The sequence below is a fragment of the Pseudomonas frigoris genome (assembly GCF_047758635.1).
Taxonomy (GTDB): domain Bacteria; phylum Pseudomonadota; class Gammaproteobacteria; order Pseudomonadales; family Pseudomonadaceae; genus Aquipseudomonas; species Aquipseudomonas frigoris.
Genome location: NZ_CP180479.1, coordinates 2,574,215 through 2,590,655, shown reverse-complemented (window position 1 = coordinate 2,590,655; position 16,441 = coordinate 2,574,215). Strand labels below are relative to the sequence as shown.

The following is a 16,441-nucleotide window of genomic DNA, read 5'->3' as shown; positions in this document are numbered from 1 at the left end:
GTGTAAAACATTTTTGTGCCGTCGAGGGCTTGATGGGTCAGATTCTTATGGCCCGTGGGGCGGGGGTGATCACTTATCACAAGGGAAAGAAATGAAAAAGGCGTTTCCAGGGTACTTTGCAAATGATTCCGATATCTTGAAAGATATTTGGAGTCGATGTCTTTTTGTTTTGGATGCAAGTGTGCTCTTAAGTTTGTATCGTTATTCAGATGAAACTCGCGCTGAATTGTTTGAGATATTTAAAGGGCTTAACGAGCGGCTGTGGATACCGCATCAAGTGGCAAGTGAGTATCTGATAAATAGAGTTTTGGTGATTTCCCATCAGGTTAAGATTTACGAGCACGCAATAAAAAGCACTGCGGAATTGAAACGGTCTTTTTTGAATCCTAAGCAGCATCCGTTTGTGAAAGAAGAAACTTTGCGAGAGTCTACCGCTGTTTTTGATAAAGTGGTGGAGGATTTGGAAGCGTATAAAAACGAATTTTTATCGAAAGTTGATGAGGATGACGTGAAATCCCAGCTTGCGACTCTACTGGATGGTCGTGTGGGCGAGCCGCTGTCAAATTCGGATGTGGCGGAAGTATTGGTTGTTGGACCAGCTCGATATGCGCAGCAGATACCGCCTGGTTACAAGGATGTAGGAAAAATGGGTGCCAACTCAGAAGTTAGGATTGATAAGTTAAGACCGCTAGGAGACTACATTGTATGGCGGCAGACACTCGCGAAAGCTAAAGCAGATGGGTTACCTGTGGTGTTTGTTACTGGGGATAGTAAGGAGGATTGGTGGACCGTTTACAGTGGCAGGCCACTAGGACCTCATCCTAAGCTGATCGAAGAGTTTGTGCGGGAGGTTGGTCAGGGTTTTTATATGTATTTGCCAGAACAGTTTATGGAAAAAGCAAATGCATATTTAGATAGAGTGACTTCGCAAAGCGCCGTTGATGAAATTGTTGATGCGCGGGGAGAGGAAGTTTCGGAGGAGGCTGCATTAAGGCGTCAGAGGTTGAAAGCTGATAGTTTGATTGCGAAGGTTGCAGATAGTGAGGGTGTACAGGCTCTTCGTACGGAGTTGGAAGTGGTTTTTGGTAAGATGGACGTGGTTTTGCCGCATTTGGATCAATTGGACTATCATTTGAAGGCAATTACCGCTAATCGTAAGGCAAGTTTCAATGTTTATAATGATTCGTTGAAGTTTACCGATCCTGATGGAGTGGCAGCCTCGACTGCTCAATTGCATGTGTTGAATGATTTGGATAAAGAGATAGAGGATGTTGGTGCTAATCTTGAAAAATTTCGTAGAACTTATCAGGGTTATAAAGAACGTGTGAGTGAGCTACAAAAGGCAATCGCTAGATACGACTTATAGTGCCATTTAAAACATGGTTTCTGACGTGTGACACGATTGATGCGTGTTAACGAGTAGTGCTGCACAGAATATTCAGCGGAAAAGCTTAGTAGCAAGGTGGTGAAGCACCTATTGTTGCCTTTTGGTTTAGGGCAAATTTAGGGCAGATTCGAGGCCGCTCTGCGCCTCCGTGGGCTTCGCGTTTGCGAGCGTTTTACCAGTTTACCTGGCCTTGAGCGGCCTACATACATAGTGGAAGGGGTTCGAATCCCTATCCAGTTGCCCCGCGTTAAGCCATACATGAAGGGCTGGTGTCGACCCATAGCTGACGGTCAGCATCGGCAGAAATTGGCTGATACGAGCCAGAAGCCATCGAGGGCGTTGGATCGGAATCGGGTCTCAGGCGTACGCCGACGGAAGCCGGACTGCCACTTGCCCCCAGCATCTACTGATTTCTTTAACAATGCCGCTGTCACCCAATTTGTTCGTAGAGGCTTCGCATACCGACAGATGCTCTAACAGCCATTCATCTGTCCATCCCGCCCATTCGCCAGCAATGGATTTGAGGTTTCCCTCAAGTGCCGGGAAAACCTCACCCCATAGGATGTTGTGAATTTCTTTGGGCGAATAGCCTGTTTCCAAGACTACGCGAGCGACATAGTCAAAAGTCGAGTCAGTGATCTCGGTGTCGAGAAAAAATTCTGAAAGTGCTTGCCAGATCTTCAGGCGGTTTGCGTCGACAGTTTCCATGTAATATCCCGAAGCTTGAATGGAGCCCAGCGGCCAAAAGGTATAGTAGCCGAAAGCGTTCAGAGAGTTACTCGCCGTCAAGACCGCCCGCTTGCGACCCGAAGCAGACGATTGCGGCCAGGGAAATCAAATCCGCCCCCGTATCCCTTGCTAACACCTAGTCGGCGCCCAGCCATGGATCGACTTAAATAATGCGTTAGGGCAATGCGTAACGTTGTAATCCCCTCGGTCATCAGTGGAGAGACTCATGGACTGTCGAGCCATCATCTTTGCATCCATTTTCGGCGTATGGGCCCTATCTGCCGCTGCGCAGACAAAGCCAAGTGCCAGCGTGTACCTTCTGTGTGAAGGCGAGATATGGACGCATCAAGACGGGTTTGGTCGAAGCGAGGGAGCGCGTGGCCAAGTGACAATTCAGATTGATCCTCAGAGCCGAGCGCTAACGGTCACGACGCCACTAACGGGCAAGATCACTGGCGACCTCGCTGTCACGAATGAGTGGTACTCGTCGTTCCCGTATATCGTTTCTACTAAAGAGCGATTTGGTCGGAAAGTCGTCAGGCTTCATGTAAGTTTGAATCGGCTTAGCGGGAACGGCGTATTGATGTACGAACTGGACGATGGCCAACAGTTCGCTGGCTTTATCGGCGACTGCAAGCCTGCGACCGCGAAGTTCTAGTCAGATGCTTCACGCGTCGAAAGGGACCCGTCGCGTGGCTCCCCTGTGAAGTCTGTAGGGAGCTACTTTGCTGACTCATTGGTGATAGCTCCAACGTCCGCTCTTGGCCGACTCGTGCCCTCCATCACGGCCCGCTTCGGGTCAACAGCCGTCCATTGCAACCAGCAGTAATCGCCCAGTTTCCACCACTGAAACCAATGGCTCTCCCCGTTAGCTATAGCTCAGACCAAGACCAGACCCGAAGGCTTTACACAGTCGTCTTAGAAGGCACAAGCAACGGTACACTGCGTGTCGGCTCACGGTTGAGCGAACAACACGACGTAAATGATTTATAAAGCCAGCCAGCCGCATAGCGCAGCACTGGCTCCCCTCGTCATCACTTCCCATCTCATCTCGCTCATCAAAACCATCACACCCGCCGCGAATCTCGCCTGGCACTCCCACCCAAACCCTTTAAACCCGATTAAAAGCCCCAAGCCACTTTCAAGCCCACGCTCTGCACATTCCTCCAGTGCAGCGCTCAACCATGAAACCCCTCCACATCTTCAAACCCGGCACCCACACCGCCATGTGTGGCACCAGCTTCAACTTCACCGAATCCGACCTAACCGCCACCGTCGCAGCCTACAACCCATCGCTCCACGAAGCCCCCATGGTCATCGGCCATCCCCAGCACGGCGCCCCGGCCGCCGGCTGGGTCAAATCCCTATCCGCCACCGCCCAAGGCCTGATCGCCGAACCCCAACAAGTCGACGCCACCTTCGCCGAACAAGTCGCCAAAGGCAGCTACAAAAAAATCTCCGCCTCCTTCTACCACCCAGACGCCGCCAACAACCCCGTGCCCGGCGTCTACTACCTACGCCACGTCGGCTTTCTCGGCGCGCAACCACCATCGGTGAAAGGCCTACGCCCCATAGAACTCGCCGACGACGAGCAAGGCGTCATCGAATTCAGCGACCACGGCCACTACCTCAGCGCCGACCTCTGGCGCCGCTTCCGCGAATGGCTCATCGGCCAATTCAACAAAGACACCGCCGACCAGGTCGCCCCGTCGTGGGCCATCGACAGCCTCGCCGAAACCGCCCGCCAGCCAGAACAGCCCATGGCCACATTCACCCAACCCAAAGACCTGGGCGACTTGCTGCAGGTCGAAGTTAGCCCCGGCTGGACCCGCTCCAAGGCCACGCCGCTGGCCGGCACCGACAACTCGCTGGGCCAGATGCAGGCCAAAGTCGCCGGTAAATACCGCTTCAACCACCCACGCGGTGCCGTCCTGTTGGACTACGGCAAGTCAACCTTTGGCGTCTCGGAAAGCACCGATGCGGCGTACGTGCAGCCAACCCAACAATAAAAAATCAACCCTGTGAGTAAGGGTCTGCAGCGTCCTGCCGATAACGACAAAGCGTCGCGCTCGATTGCCGGCGTTTTATGGACCAGAAAGCCTTAGCAGGGACTGTACATGCGCCACCTCCGACACCTTACTTCCCCTCTGAATCAGCAAAAGATTGCTGACGTCACCTTCCATTTAGATCCATCTGATCAGAACGAACTGGTGGCGGTGCTTCAGCGTTTTTTTGCCAAGCCGGATCAACATGCGTTGCTGGATATTCCCGAGGAAACCCGCAGCGTGTTCCTGCTCGAAGGTGAGCGCAAATGGGTGTTGAAACACAACCGCCTGACCCACTGGAAAAAGCAGCTGCAGAATTTTCTGGGCCTCAAGCGTGTGTTCGGGTTGCATGACCTGACCAACGAATTCATCAATCTGTCCGTTGTGTCTGCCAAGTCAGAATCATCGCCCAGAGTGGCTGCATTCGGCCACGTTGGACGTTTTCCGTTTCTCAAGGAAGAGTATTTGCTGGTCAGTTTTTTCGACAATCATTGCAGCGTCGATGAACGACTGATCGCCCAGCCCGAACAGGCGCAAACGCTGCTGTTGGACATTTTCCAACTGTTTGGGCAGACGCTGGTCGAGGGGTTTGTTCACATGGACCCACACCCCAAGAACATCCTGATCGGCCCCGATGGCAGGCTGCGCCTGATCGATTTCGAATGCTGCGCGCATTCGGTGCTGGATCACGACTTCAGCCTGGGTTTTCTGCTGGGTTACTTCTATCGCTACTGGTTCAACACGTTCATATCGGTTGAACACTACAACGCGTGCTGTGAACGCTACCTGAAGCATCAGCACCCGCAATTGAACCGTGAGGTTTTCCAGGCGGTGTATGAGCGCTTTCGAGACCGTGGTGTTTCCCGGAGCACCCGTTACCGCATCCTCACCTGCCCCAAGGCCCAAGCTGCATTCCTGCACGAGTTGATGTAACCGGTAGCGGTTGGCTCAGCCTTGCTTCAAGTCGAGGCAGTAGGTGTAGTAACCCGTATCGCGCACATAGCCCAAGGATTCATACAACCGTTGCGCGCCGACATTGTCCGTGGATGTTTCCAGCACCATGCCTTTGGCGCCGGTCAACAATGCGAAGGCTCGCGCGGTGTTCATCAGCAACGTGCCGACCCCTTGCCCTCGGGCGGCGGGTGTTGTGAAGAGGTCGCCAAGCAGCCAGGTGCGGTGCGCGTCGATGGAGGAGAACGTCGGGAACAACTGGACGAAACCCAGCGCCTCGCCGCCGGGGGCCTGGGCGAAGAAAATCGCGGATTCGTCCCGGGCAATGCGCTCGGCGATGAACTCGCGAGACTGCGGCAGGTTCGACGGCTGGCCGTAGAAGCCTCGATAGGCGTCGAAGAGGCTGGCGATTTGATCGATGTGGGATGCGTCGGCGCGCTGGGCCTGGATGTCCATGGTTGTCGTCTCCTTGCGGATTGATTTGATGAGCGGGAAAAGGGAAATGTAGATCAAAAGATCGCAGCCTGCGGCAGCTACAGGTGTACGCCGTCCCTTGTAGGAGCTGCCGCAGGCTGCGATCTTTTGGGGTTCACCCAATCCTTAAGGCCTTTCAGCTCCGCTCAGGGCCACCGCCGGCATTGATGTCCTGGCCAGGCCGTAATAAAGAATCCCCGGGACCACCAGACCAACGATCCAGGAAATATCGACACCGCCGAGCTGCGCCACCATTGGCCCGGAGTAGAAGTGCGTATCGACGAAGGGCAACTGGATCAATACACCCACGACATACACGCTGATCCCGCGCATGTTCCAGCGGCCATAGCGACCCGCCGGGTCGGACAATGCCGGGATTTCATAGCGCTCTTTGTTGATGAAGTAGTAATCCACCAGATTGATCGCGCTCCACGGTGTGAAGAAGGTCAGCAAAAACAGGATGAAGTACTTGAAGGTGTTCAAAAACGAGTACTGCCCCAGCAGTGCGAGCGTGGTGGACGCCGCGACAATCAACAACACAAACACCATCCGCTGGCGGGCGGAAATCTCGAGACGACTGCGGAAACCACTGATGATGGTGGCCACGCACATGAAGCTGCCATAAGCGTTGAGCGTGGACACCGTGACCTTGCCGAACACCACGCTCAGGTACAGCAGGGACGCCATCACCCCGGTGCTGCCCAACCCGACGATAGTCGCCACCTCGTGACCGCGGAAGTTCGCACCGGCCAACGCCGCGGCGAACACCCCCAGCACCATGGACGCCTGGGCGCCCAGCACCGTTCCAAGCCCGACGGCAGCGAACGTCTTCCACGACGAAGTCTTGCTCGGCAGGTAGCGTGAGTAGTCAGCCACATAAGGACCAAAAGCGATCTGCCAGGACGCGGATAACGACACCCCCAGCAGGAAAGTACTCCAGCCGAAGTGACGGTTTTCCAGCAACAGGCCGATATCGTTGAGGGTCATCAACCGGGTAAACAGATAGACGAAGGCGATGATGCCCAGCACGCTGGCCACCCGGCCGACCAGGTGGATGACCCGGTAACCAAAGATCGTAAGAAACGCGATGCACGAGGCAAAAATCAGGATGCCGGCGCTGTCGCTGACATGGATCAATTGGGCAATCGCCTGCCCCGACAACACCGCACCGGTGGCGCTGAAACCGAGGTACATCAGGCACACCAGCACAATCGGGATGGCCGCCCCATAGACCCCGAACTGCACACGACTGGAGATCATCTGCGGCAGCCCAAGCTTCGGTCCTTGCGCCGCGTGCAGGGCAACCACTGCGCCGCCGAGCACCTGGCCGATCAGCAAGCCGATGAGCGACCAGAACACATCGCCGCCCAGCACCACGGCCAGGGCGCCGGTGACGATCGCCGTGATCTGCAGGTTGGCGCCGAGCCACAGGGTGAACTGGCTGTAGAGGCTGCCATGCCGCTCGGCCTCGGGGATGTAATCGATCGAACGTGTCTCGATCAGGGGACTTCGCTGCTGACTATCGCTGACCTTGGTCATTACGGTGTTTTCCTTTGAGGCGCTTGTTTTTATGGTGCGAACTCGAACGCTTAGAACGCCTTGCTGGCACTGGCAACCACAGTGGCGGTGCACAGATCACCATAGCCGTACCAGCTCGTGCATTCGCTTTTCGACAGGTCGGTATCAATGTAGCTAAGGCCCCAGGTCACGCCCACGAAGTCACGGGTCAACTTGGCTTCCCACTCGCTGTAGGCATCACGGCTTTCGCCGCTGGCGGACCAGAATGCCGGGTCTTTGACATCGTTGCGACCCACGCGCAGGTCCAGGCCGATCTCGGCCGGCAATTCGATTTTGTAGCTGAGGTAGGTGTAAAGGGTGTCCTGGTCCTCGCCAAAGAAGTTCGGCGTATCGTTTGAGTAGTAAGCGCCAAGCTTCACGCCATAAACGTCAAGGACGGCGTAGACCTCACTCAGGTTGAATTGGCCCTCTTTTGGGTAGTCGTACTTGATGTACCCCAGATCGAGGCTGATGGCCTCGGTCGCCTGCCAGTAGTAGCCCGCGTAATACTCGAGTTCCTGCCGCGTCTTGAACTCGCCGCCGAAATCGACATTCGAGGTCCAGGCACCAACGTACAGGCCGCTGCTGTGCATCAGCGTGGCGCCGGCCTGAGCCGCCGGATCACCCAGGGTTTGCGAAATGCCACGGGTGCGGTAGTCGCTGAAAACTCCCAGGGTCATGTCCAGGCTGAAGTCATCGTTGAGTGTCAGTGCCTGGGTGGTCAGGGGGGCCAATACAAGCGTGGCAAGGGTCAATACTGAGCGTGCGTTCATACAAGTCTCTTATTGTTATGGAGGTGCGGGTTGTTTCAGGCATGGCGATGCCGAGCCCCTCGTCGTACGAGGAGCCGGGCGTCTTTTGCGTGGTGCGGGTGAACGGAGGGTCAGGACGCGGGCGCGTACACCTCTTTGCCGGCGAAGAAGGTCTTCAGGACCTTGGTGTCGAACAGTTCGTCATCGCTGACCTTGAAGACATCGCGGTCGAGGATGATCAGATCGGCCTGTTTGCCGGGTGTCAGCGAACCAATCTGCTGCTCCAGGCGCAGGGCCTTGGCGGCATTGAGCGTGTAGGCGTAGAACATGGTCTGGCGATCGATGCTTTCCTTGGCATTCAACACGCCCAGCGGCCCTTTGCGCGTGCTGGCCTGAGCGATGGCATTCCATGGATTGGGGCTGGACACCGGCCAGTCACTGCCACCGGCGATGACCGCACCGGCGTTATGCAGGGACTTGGCGGGATATTGATAACCGTAAGCAAACGCGCTGATATAGGGTTTGACGAGCTCGACGGTGTAACTCTCGCCGGTAGCCCACAGCAGCTGCATGGAGGCGATCACGCCAAGTTGCTTGAAGCGCGGAAACTCTTTCGGGTTGACCAATTGCAGGTGGCTGATGCTATGAGCCACCGGTGTCGGGTTGAGTTTGCGCGCGTAGGCAAAACCATTGAGTGATTCACGCACCGCACGGTCGCCGACCGCATGCATGTGCACAATCCAGTCGCGCTTCTCCGCCGCCACGACCAACTCACCGAAGTGCGCGGGGTCGATCAGCAGTTGACCGTTTTTATGGCTGTTCTTGAAGGGAACGATGACCGCTGCCGTCTGCCCCGGAAACTCGAGAACGCCGTCAGCGAATACTTTGATGCCAGGAAAACTCAGGTTGGGCACACCCTCGAATTTCTTCATGACCTTGGCCAGCACTTCCAGGTCGGCCGGTCGGCTTTTTGGGTTGGTCAACAGCAGCGCGGCGACGTGGGCATTGAGTTCGCCCTTCTCTGCCAGTTCGCGGTAAAGCGGCAGCACGCCGTAACTCTGCTCGGTTGCCTTGAAGTCGAACAGCGAATCGCCACTGCCGGCATTCGCCGCGGCGTCCATCCAGGCGGTGACGCCGTATTGATTGTTGACCTTCACCGCCTCGCGGGCGGCTTTCAACATGATCTCGTCGCTGGGCGCGGGGAGCTGGCTGCGTACCAGGTCCCAGCGAGACTCGGCAAAATAACCATTGGGGGTGAAATCCGCGTCATGACCCACATAGCTGCGATCCTGTTCCGACAGGCCTTTTACCAGTGTCGCGTCGATTTTCAGACGCTTGAGCATGGCGTTGTTGGCCCAGCCGGTGTGCCCGTCGATCCCGCTGAGGACCACCGGTTGATCCACCCAGCGTCCCTGATTGAAGCGCTCCCCCAACTCACGGCTCTTGCCCCAATAGGCCGAACTGACCCCGGCGATGCTGATCACGTCACCGGCACGCGCAATGCCCGCCTGATCCTGTTCGATAATCCACTGTTCAAGCTCCGGCAACGGTTTGACTTCATCCAGCAGGTTGGCCCCCATGCTGTCGAAGGCCGCAACCACCGGGTGACTGTGGGTATCAATCATTCCTGGCATCAGCACCTTGCCCGCCAGATCGATCCGTTGTGTGCGGGTGTCGGCCAAGGCGTTGATCTCGCCATTGCTGCCCACTTTGAGAATCTTGCCGTCTTGCACGGCCACTGCCTGGACCAATCCCTGACCGGGTTCGGCGGTGAAGACCTTGCCGTTGAACAACACAAGGTCAGCGGCGGCCATGGCTTGCACCGAAGAAAAGGCCAGGGCTGCGGCCAACAGGTTTGGAATAAATCGCGGCATCGGAACACTCTCTTGTTTTTATTGGACTGGGCGGGCGGCTGATGCCTGGGACAACGCCTTCGGATCAAGGCCAACGAACGGCGCCTTGGCCCACACGACCTGGCCGCCCACGACCGTCAGCAGCACGTTATTTCGAGCCAACTCCTCCTCGGGGACCTGCATGAAGTTCTTGTCCAGTACGATCAAGTCGGCGAACTTGCCGACCTCGACCGAACCGACAACAGCGTCCAGTTTCAGCTGCTCGGCAGCGTTCATGGTGATGGTGCGCAGCACTTCAGTGCGCGACAGCGCCGGGTCGGCATTCAGCCTCCCCGCATACTTGGGGCCGTAGCTGTGCGGGTTCAGCGGATCACCTGAGCGGGTGACACCGATCTTCAGCGCCAGGAACTCATCGAGCGGGTCGACCGGCCAGTCGCTGCCATACGCAACGCGACCACCGGCACGGGCGATGCTTCCCGATGGCTCCATGCGGGCAAATCGCGCAGCCCCCAGATGCTCGTTGGTGCCGTCAACCGTAGAGGGTGCCTGCTGGGCCCACTGGAAAGACATGTTGGCAGTCACATCGAGCGCCTTGAAGCGCGCATAGTCGGCAGGGTCCACCGACTCGTTGTGAGTAATGGCTGGGCGGAAGCCATTGCCAGGCAGTTGCTGGCGCACGTATTCGATGCCGTTCAGTGAGTCACGCACCGCGCGGTCTCCGGTGGCATGAAGGTGCGGATCGAGGCCGGCCTGAACGGCCTTCAGCAGCAGCGGGTTGAGCACTTGCGGCGGGAAGTAAAGCTCGCCGGTGTTCTTGCCGGGTGTCCACTTCGGCGCCGTGTCGGTGCCGGCGTTGCGCAGGTACGGCGTCAACATCGCACCGGTGTCGGCCGGCGCGTTGATGATGCCGTCCATGAACAATTTGACGTGACGCATGCTCACGCCCGGCGCCGGTTTCGCTTCGCCCTGGTCGTAGGTAGTGGCCATTACCTTGGCCTCGGCGATGGTTTTGTCCGGGTCGGCAGCGGCGGCGGCAGGGTCCAGTTTGATCGCCAACAAGGCCCGGGCCGTCAGCTCACCCGACTGCTGCAGGGTGGTAAACGCTTTGCCGTTTTCCGGCCCCGACAAGGCATCGAAGAAACTGGTGATGCCTTGCTGGCGCATGGCGTCGAGCGCCGCGCGGGTCTGATTGAGTTTCTCTGCGTCGGTGGCGGGTGGCACCACGGCGGCCATGGCCTCGGCGGCTCCGTCTTCACAGATGCCGTTCGGGTTGCCGGCGCTGTCGCGCACGTACTTGCCATCACCGGGATTGGCCGTGTGCTTGTTGATGCCGGCGACCGCCAGGCCGCGAGAGTTGGTCAGCACCGTATGGAAGTCGGTGGAACGGACTTGAATTGGACGGTTGGTCTTGAGCGCGTCCAGTGTCGACTTGTCGGGATCGCCGTCGAGTCCGGTCATGCCAATGCGGTCCCAGCTGCCCACTTCGAGCCAGACATCGGGGCCTTTGTCCTTGTCGGCATCCAGGCACGCCTGAATGGTTTCCTGGAAAACCTTGCGGGTCATCGTCTGGTATTTCAGGTCGCACAAAGTCATGGCGCGGCCGCCGTCCCCCGGATGCATGTGCGCATCGATGAAGCCCGGCATCACCATGCGACCCGCCAGATCGATCAGCTGTGTCTGCGGGCCGATGTAAGAGGAAACCTCTGCATCACTGCCGACATAAACGATCTTCCCACCCGTGACCGCGATCGCCTGCTGCACGGAATTCTTGCCGTCGACGGTGTAGACATAGCCGTTGCGCATGACCATGTCGGCGCCTGTCGAAGCGTGTGTCTGACACCCTACCAGCGCCATACAGGAAAATGCCGTTGTCGCGGCAACGGCGATAAATAGCCTGGAAAATTTCAACTGCCTCACCTCTATTTTTATAGTTTTGGAAGTGGCCCGAACGGACGGTCGCAAGCCCCTGATATGCAGGGCATACCCTATAGAGCACGACGGTCGGATGGACCTCCACAAATGAGGAGGGGTAAGGCAAATACCGGTCAGTTGAGCAGCAACGCATACTTTGTAGCTGCTGCCGAAGGCTGCGTGCGGCTGCGCAGCAGTCGTAAACCTTGAGTGCGCGGTGAGTCTGGTGCACCGCATAGTCTGACTTCACGACTGCTGCGCAGCCGAACGCAGCCTTCGGCAGCTGCTACAAGGTATGCGTTATGGCGCTGCTTAATTACGACGTGCAGTTTCCGCAAGCGAGGTCGATGACCGCAGGACAGAACCCAGTTCCACTTTGCTCTTCACGCCGAGTTGCAAGTAGCAGTTGCGCAGATAGGTGCGCACTGTGGCCGGACTCAGAGAAAGGATTTTGGCAATTTCCTTATAGGAATGGCCGGCGGCGAACAGCATCGCAGCCGTGCGCTCGCGTGGCGCCAGCACCGCCCCGCGCGACTGTGTTTCGAGTGACAGGATGACGTGCTCGGCGTTGGGGCTAAGCGTCATTGCAGTGCGACCCAGGCGAATCACGCAGGGCGCCTTTTGCAGTTGTGCGATGACATCAAAGGGAAGCATTGAACCGCTCCACCCGGGCAACTCGCGCTGAATGGCGGCGCACAGACTTGCGCCCACATACAGCAGACTGCCGTCCATCCGGGCGACCCCGAAGTCACTCGCCCCGTTGCCCGTGTCGCAGCGAATCATGTCCTGCACCTGAAAGCGCCACAACTGCAACAGATGGTCGCAGAACGCCGAAAACAATCCGTCCTCACTGTCATTGAACGCACAAGCATCACCGCCACGGTAGAGACAGACGAAGAACATCAAGCCGCTTTCGGGTAACTCGAAGGTGATGCACATCACGTGGTAGAGGTCGTGGCGCCGAGCGAACGCGTCCACTTCTTCATTAGGGTCGGTGAACCCGCTGTCGCACACCACCTCACCGGGTCGACTCAAGGTGTCATGGGAGAATTTGTCGTCACCCGCACTCTTGTGCCATTCGGTGGCAAACGATTCGGGCAGATTGATTCGCCCGTGCATCCAGCTTTTGGGAGGCGCATTGACGCCTGACGCAGACATCTCGCCCCACCATGCCGAAGCGAAGGGCACCAGTTGGCGGAAGGCCTGCAGGCCGTCGGCGATAAATTGGGAGGCGCCTCGATCTCGGGCAAGGCGACCCAGGTGCAACACGCAACGATTAAACGCCTTTAGCGTGGCCATCGCCGTGTTGGCGCCGACCTCATCACCCTCCTCCATTGTTTTTATCCTGTTTACTACACGTCGTATTTTTTCGACGATGCCATAGGCGCGGTTATGGCGTCCAGCGAGCGCTGTTGTAGCGGGAGAATTCTGGTGACTGGCAGCTTTTGGCAATAGCGCCGGAAGGCCACGCTGTGCGCAAACGGATCGCCGCTCGCTGTCGTACGGTTTACTCCGGCTGTCAGCAAGAATGACCCAAATGCGCTAATTCCGCTAAACCGACCCAGGGGCAGGCACAACACCGTCTAATCTAAATAGAACACGACCACAAACATGCCTCTAGCCTCTTGATACAGGGGAGATGGGATGACCGGAAAAACTGCGCGCCACTGCTCGTCATGGGTCCTGCTCTCCCTGCTCGCCATTAACCTGGCGCTGACAGCGGGATGTGCAGGCAAAGCTGCCACTGCTCGCTATTCGGCCTCAAACATAGGCGACAGCTGCTATGCAAAAGCGCTACCCACTGCCGGCGAGGGCGGCCTGGCTTGGGGCTCCACCTTGAACATGGCTCGCAAAAAATCCCTGGACAATTGCATACGCTATGCCGGCCGATCCGGTGGCACACCTGATACCTGCAAAGTGGTGTTGGCAGAGTGCAAAAATTAATAGAGGGGCAGTGAAAGCGGGCCGTTCGGTTCGCGGTCAATCACTTGACCGAACGCCAGTCGCGTCATGACCGAAGGCATCTGATTAACACGCCAATTGCCAGAGCCCACAAACATTTCTTGAGCAGCATGATGCACCTCCGCTTGGAGTTGCGCAGTCATCTCCGTATCGAATGCAATGTCCAGTGAATTCGCGGCCGCCCATTGGAGCGGCCAGCCAACCGGCACGGCCATAAATCTGCAGCAATAACGAGCAACTGCGGTTTCCGTACGATCCCTCAGAGCCAACTGCACATTATTGATAGCTACCCCGGTATCGAGGATTTTTGTGCACCGACACTGCCCGCCCTACCGGCAACTGCAAGTGCCACGCAACAAGCCAGTAACGAGAATGCGGCGAATGCGCCCATCACATGTAGATAAGGCAACACGTGATTCCAGGCTCGAGCCACCCCCAGGAAAGCGGCGAATAGCCAACCGCTCATGGAAAGCGCACCCAACAAGGCGAGCCGCGTGCGGCCTGCACTGCGCAGTGCGACGAATGGAGCCTTTTGCAGCAACGGGAAGCCGACTCGATGCAGTAATGCACCGTTGAGGCTAAGCAGCGCGACGACAGTTACCTTGGCCCAGAGTTTCTGATTGAGCAAATACGCGTCGCCTTCATTGAGATAACCCTGAAGCACCAGCAACAGTCCGCTTACCCAAAGGGCCAGTAGTGCGAGGCTGACGATCCTCTGAGTTTCATCAAGGTACTCAAGCCTCGCCTGGTCCAGTATTTCCTTGCGCCAACTCCAAAGCTTGTGATCCGCCTGCAGCACCCTCCCCAAGGCAATACACGTAGCAAGCAGATGACCGTATACGAGAAGCATTTTGAGCATTGCCTTGACCTTATTATTGTTTTGGCGCTGCGTTCCCTGCTTCGCTGAATTGAAAACGAATGATACAAATTTGCAATTGCATTTTCAAGATGAGCATTCATTCCTAGGCTGGCACCGACCGCGATACAACTGTCGCGACAGACAGCAAAAGGCCCAGAAGCAGCCATTCACTGATTCAAGCCCCTTTGCAAAGTCACTTCCGACAGATCGTCTTACTGACGTCGATCTGATTTTGGCTTGCTCGACACATATGGATAAACGTATATTCGGATAACCACATGTACTGAAGACGCCTCCATGCTGAACCCTGCCGCCGTATTCAAATGCCTGTCCGACGAAACTCGCACGCGGGCCACCTTGCTGATCACCCGTGAGGGAGAGTTATGCGTTTGCGAACTGGTCTGCGCCCTGGACGACAGTCAGCCCAAAATCTCCCGCCACCTCGCGCAGCTCCGGGCATGTGGCCTGCTGCTAGACCGCCGCCAAGGTCAGTGGGTGTATTACCGGCTCAACCCCGAACTGCCAAAGTGGGTTCGCACCATTCTTGAGACAACCCTGGAAGCCAACGCCGACTGGCTTAAGGAAAACAGCACTCGACTCAAAGCGATGGGCGACCGCCCTATCAACACTGCCGCCTGCTGCTGACCCATCACCCGTCGAGACTGCTCATGATTACTGCGTTCGCCATTTTTCTCGTCACCATTGTGTTGGTCATCTGGCAGCCCAAGGGACTGGGTGTCGGCTGGAGCGCCTCCTTGGGGGCTGCTCTTGCACTGATTGCAGGCGTCGTGACGCTGGACGATATTCCACTGGTGTGGGGCATTGTCTGGAACGCCACCGCTACGTTTATCGCGGTCATCATCATTAGTTTGTTGCTTGATGAAGCAGGCTTCTTTCAGTGGGCCGCACTGCATGTGGCACGCTGGGCCAAGGGCGATGGTCGTCGTCTGTTCGCTTTCACAGTGCTATTGGGTGCAGCCGTTTCCGCCCTGTTTGCCAATGACGGTGCGGCGCTGATATTGACCCCCATCGTAATTTCAATACTGCTCGCATTACGCTTTTCGCCCGCGTCTACCCTGGCGTTTGTCATGGCGGCGGGCTTTATTGCCGACACGGCCAGCCTGCCCCTGGTGGTGTCGAATCTCGTCAATATCGTTTCAGCCGACTACTTCGGCCTGGGTTTCAGCGAGTACGCTTCGGTCATGGTCCCGGTCAATTTCGTTGCCGTAGGCGCCACTCTGGGGGTGCTGTATTGGTTTTTCCGTCGTGATATACCCGAACGTTATTCACTGGATGACCTACAAGATCCACGACGTGCCGTGCGAGACCCGCTGACGTTTCGCGTCGGCTGGATTGTTCTGGGTTTGTTGCTGATTGGGCTGTTTGCACTGGAGCCACTGGGCATTCCGATCAGTGTCATTGCGGCTGTCTGCGCCGCGATGCTGTTCGCCGTTGCGGCGCGTGGGCATGTGATTTCAACCCGACGTGTATTGCGTGAAGCGCCATGGCAGGTCGTGACCTTTTCGCTGGGCATGTACCTGGTGGTTTATGGGCTGAAAAACGCTGGCCTGACAACCTATCTGACGGTAGCCCTGAACTACTTTGCCGAATTCGGCATCTGGGGCGCCGCGTTGGGGACTGGTTTTCTCACGGCGTTGCTGTCATCCGGCATGAACAACATGCCTACGGTGTTGGTGGGTGCGCTGTCGATTCAGGCCAGTGACGCCACCGGTGTGGTGCGTGAAGCCATGATCTACGCCAATGTCATCGGCTCTGATCTGGGCCCGAAAATCACGCCTATCGGTAGCCTGGCAACACTGCTCTGGCTGCACGTTCTGGAGCGCAAGGGCATCCGCATCACCTGGGGTTATTACTTCAAGGTGGGTGTCGTTCTGACGCTGCCGATTCTGTTCATCACCTTATCTGCCCTGGCCTTGCGCCTGGGCGTTTAGCACCTGCCC

Annotated in this window: 15 protein-coding genes; 6 read left to right on the top strand and 9 right to left on the bottom strand. The window is 57.0% G+C overall.

All coding sequences use genetic code 11. From position 1 onward, the window contains the following. Window positions 1-91 precede the first annotated feature (91 nt). On the top strand, window positions 92-1,366 hold the full coding sequence (locus tag ACMXYH_RS11700; protein ID WP_415767149.1) for a PIN-like domain-containing protein: 1,275 nt from the start codon (window positions 92-94) through the stop codon (window positions 1,364-1,366). A gap of 378 nt (window positions 1,367-1,744) precedes the next feature. Here the strand turns inward: ACMXYH_RS11700 and ACMXYH_RS11695 are convergent, their stop codons facing one another. After that, window positions 1,745-2,095, bottom strand: a complete 351-nt coding sequence (locus tag ACMXYH_RS11695; RefSeq protein WP_415767148.1) for a DUF7079 family protein — start codon at window positions 2,093-2,095, stop codon at window positions 1,745-1,747. Window positions 2,096-3,300: 1,205 nt separating this feature from the next. Between ACMXYH_RS11695 and ACMXYH_RS11690 the strand changes: the two genes are divergently transcribed. Together ACMXYH_RS11690 and ACMXYH_RS11685 are read left to right on the top strand one after the other, a co-directional pair. Further along, window positions 3,301-4,125, top strand: a complete 825-nt coding sequence (locus tag ACMXYH_RS11690; RefSeq protein WP_415767147.1) for a hypothetical protein — start codon at window positions 3,301-3,303, stop codon at window positions 4,123-4,125. A 108-nt stretch (window positions 4,126-4,233) separates the two neighbouring features. Continuing rightward, window positions 4,234-5,094, top strand: coding sequence for a phosphotransferase (locus tag ACMXYH_RS11685; RefSeq protein WP_415767146.1), 861 nt, complete (start codon window positions 4,234-4,236; stop codon window positions 5,092-5,094). Between the two features lie 15 nt (window positions 5,095-5,109). Here ACMXYH_RS11685 and ACMXYH_RS11680 read toward each other — a convergent pair whose 3' ends face one another. From ACMXYH_RS11680 to ACMXYH_RS11655, 6 genes are all read right to left on the bottom strand, one after another. Beyond that, complete coding sequence (locus tag ACMXYH_RS11680) at window positions 5,110-5,568, bottom strand: GNAT family N-acetyltransferase (RefSeq protein WP_415767145.1); 459 nt, start codon at window positions 5,566-5,568, stop codon at window positions 5,110-5,112. Window positions 5,569-5,712: 144 nt separating this feature from the next. After that, window positions 5,713-7,125: a purine-cytosine permease family protein gene (locus ACMXYH_RS11675; RefSeq protein WP_415767144.1), complete on the bottom strand. Its 1,413-nt coding sequence runs from the start codon at window positions 7,123-7,125 to the stop codon at window positions 5,713-5,715. Window positions 7,126-7,175: 50 nt separating this feature from the next. Further along, window positions 7,176-7,916, bottom strand: coding sequence for a TorF family putative porin (locus ACMXYH_RS11670; protein ID WP_415767143.1), 741 nt, complete (start codon window positions 7,914-7,916; stop codon window positions 7,176-7,178). A gap of 110 nt (window positions 7,917-8,026) precedes the next feature. After that, entirely contained in the window at window positions 8,027-9,769 is a 1,743-nt protein-coding gene (locus tag ACMXYH_RS11665; protein WP_415767142.1) for an amidohydrolase, read from the bottom strand. 18 nt (window positions 9,770-9,787) lie between these two features. Next, window positions 9,788-11,656, bottom strand: coding sequence for an amidohydrolase (locus tag ACMXYH_RS11660; RefSeq protein ID WP_415767141.1), 1,869 nt, complete (start codon window positions 11,654-11,656; stop codon window positions 9,788-9,790). Between the two features lie 315 nt (window positions 11,657-11,971). Continuing rightward, window positions 11,972-12,994, bottom strand: coding sequence for a helix-turn-helix transcriptional regulator (locus ACMXYH_RS11655; RefSeq protein WP_415767140.1), 1,023 nt, complete (start codon window positions 12,992-12,994; stop codon window positions 11,972-11,974). A 309-nt stretch (window positions 12,995-13,303) separates the two neighbouring features. Here ACMXYH_RS11655 and ACMXYH_RS11650 point away from each other — a divergent pair, with 309 nt between their 5' ends. Beyond that, window positions 13,304-13,603 (top strand): hypothetical protein, encoded by a 300-nt coding sequence (locus ACMXYH_RS11650; protein ID WP_415767139.1) that lies wholly within the window; start codon window positions 13,304-13,306, stop codon window positions 13,601-13,603. Here the strand turns inward: ACMXYH_RS11650 and ACMXYH_RS11645 are convergent. Together ACMXYH_RS11645 and ACMXYH_RS11640 are read right to left on the bottom strand one after the other, a co-directional pair. Continuing rightward, window positions 13,600-13,836: a hypothetical protein gene (locus ACMXYH_RS11645; RefSeq protein WP_134422554.1), complete on the bottom strand. Its 237-nt coding sequence runs from the start codon at window positions 13,834-13,836 to the stop codon at window positions 13,600-13,602. The two genes, ACMXYH_RS11650 and ACMXYH_RS11645, sit on opposite strands and share 4 nt — an antisense overlap. A 71-nt stretch (window positions 13,837-13,907) precedes the next feature. Next, complete coding sequence (locus ACMXYH_RS11640) at window positions 13,908-14,480, bottom strand: DUF2214 family protein (RefSeq protein WP_129436853.1); 573 nt, start codon at window positions 14,478-14,480, stop codon at window positions 13,908-13,910. 297 nt (window positions 14,481-14,777) lie between these two features. On the opposite strand from ACMXYH_RS11640, the gene ACMXYH_RS11635 reads away from it, so the two are divergent. Both ACMXYH_RS11635 and ACMXYH_RS11630 read left to right on the top strand, forming a co-directional pair. Continuing rightward, the gene (locus ACMXYH_RS11635) at window positions 14,778-15,125 is read left to right on the top strand and encodes a metalloregulator ArsR/SmtB family transcription factor (protein WP_415767138.1); all 348 of its coding nucleotides are present in this window, start codon (window positions 14,778-14,780) and stop codon (window positions 15,123-15,125) included. A 23-nt stretch (window positions 15,126-15,148) separates the two neighbouring features. Continuing rightward, window positions 15,149-16,432 carry an arsenic transporter gene (locus ACMXYH_RS11630; protein WP_415767137.1) on the top strand — a complete coding sequence of 428 codons (1,284 nt, stop codon included), beginning with the start codon at window positions 15,149-15,151 and terminating at the stop codon, window positions 16,430-16,432. Window positions 16,433-16,441 lie beyond the last annotated feature (9 nt).

Coding starts and splice junctions, on each gene's coding strand:
- ACMXYH_RS11670 (WP_415767143.1), bottom strand. CDS start 7,916: ATGAACGCACGCTCAGTATTGACCCTTGCCACGCTTGTATTGGCCCCC.
- ACMXYH_RS11645 (WP_134422554.1), bottom strand. CDS start 13,836: ATGGCCGTGCCGGTTGGCTGGCCGCTCCAATGGGCGGCCGCGAATTCA.
- ACMXYH_RS11665 (WP_415767142.1), bottom strand. CDS start 9,769: ATGCCGCGATTTATTCCAAACCTGTTGGCCGCAGCCCTGGCCTTTTCT.
- ACMXYH_RS11695 (WP_415767148.1), bottom strand. CDS start 2,095: ATGGAAACTGTCGACGCAAACCGCCTGAAGATCTGGCAAGCACTTTCA.
- ACMXYH_RS11685 (WP_415767146.1), top strand. CDS start 4,234: ATGCGCCACCTCCGACACCTTACTTCCCCTCTGAATCAGCAAAAGATT.
- ACMXYH_RS11680 (WP_415767145.1), bottom strand. CDS start 5,568: ATGGACATCCAGGCCCAGCGCGCCGACGCATCCCACATCGATCAAATC.
- ACMXYH_RS11655 (WP_415767140.1), bottom strand. CDS start 12,994: ATGGAGGAGGGTGATGAGGTCGGCGCCAACACGGCGATGGCCACGCTA.
- ACMXYH_RS11650 (WP_415767139.1), top strand. CDS start 13,304: ATGACCGGAAAAACTGCGCGCCACTGCTCGTCATGGGTCCTGCTCTCC.
- ACMXYH_RS11630 (WP_415767137.1), top strand. CDS start 15,149: ATGATTACTGCGTTCGCCATTTTTCTCGTCACCATTGTGTTGGTCATC.
- ACMXYH_RS11640 (WP_129436853.1), bottom strand. CDS start 14,480: ATGCTCAAAATGCTTCTCGTATACGGTCATCTGCTTGCTACGTGTATT.
- ACMXYH_RS11690 (WP_415767147.1), top strand. CDS start 3,301: ATGAAACCCCTCCACATCTTCAAACCCGGCACCCACACCGCCATGTGT.
- ACMXYH_RS11635 (WP_415767138.1), top strand. CDS start 14,778: ATGCTGAACCCTGCCGCCGTATTCAAATGCCTGTCCGACGAAACTCGC.
- ACMXYH_RS11675 (WP_415767144.1), bottom strand. CDS start 7,125: ATGACCAAGGTCAGCGATAGTCAGCAGCGAAGTCCCCTGATCGAGACA.
- ACMXYH_RS11700 (WP_415767149.1), top strand. CDS start 92: ATGAAAAAGGCGTTTCCAGGGTACTTTGCAAATGATTCCGATATCTTG.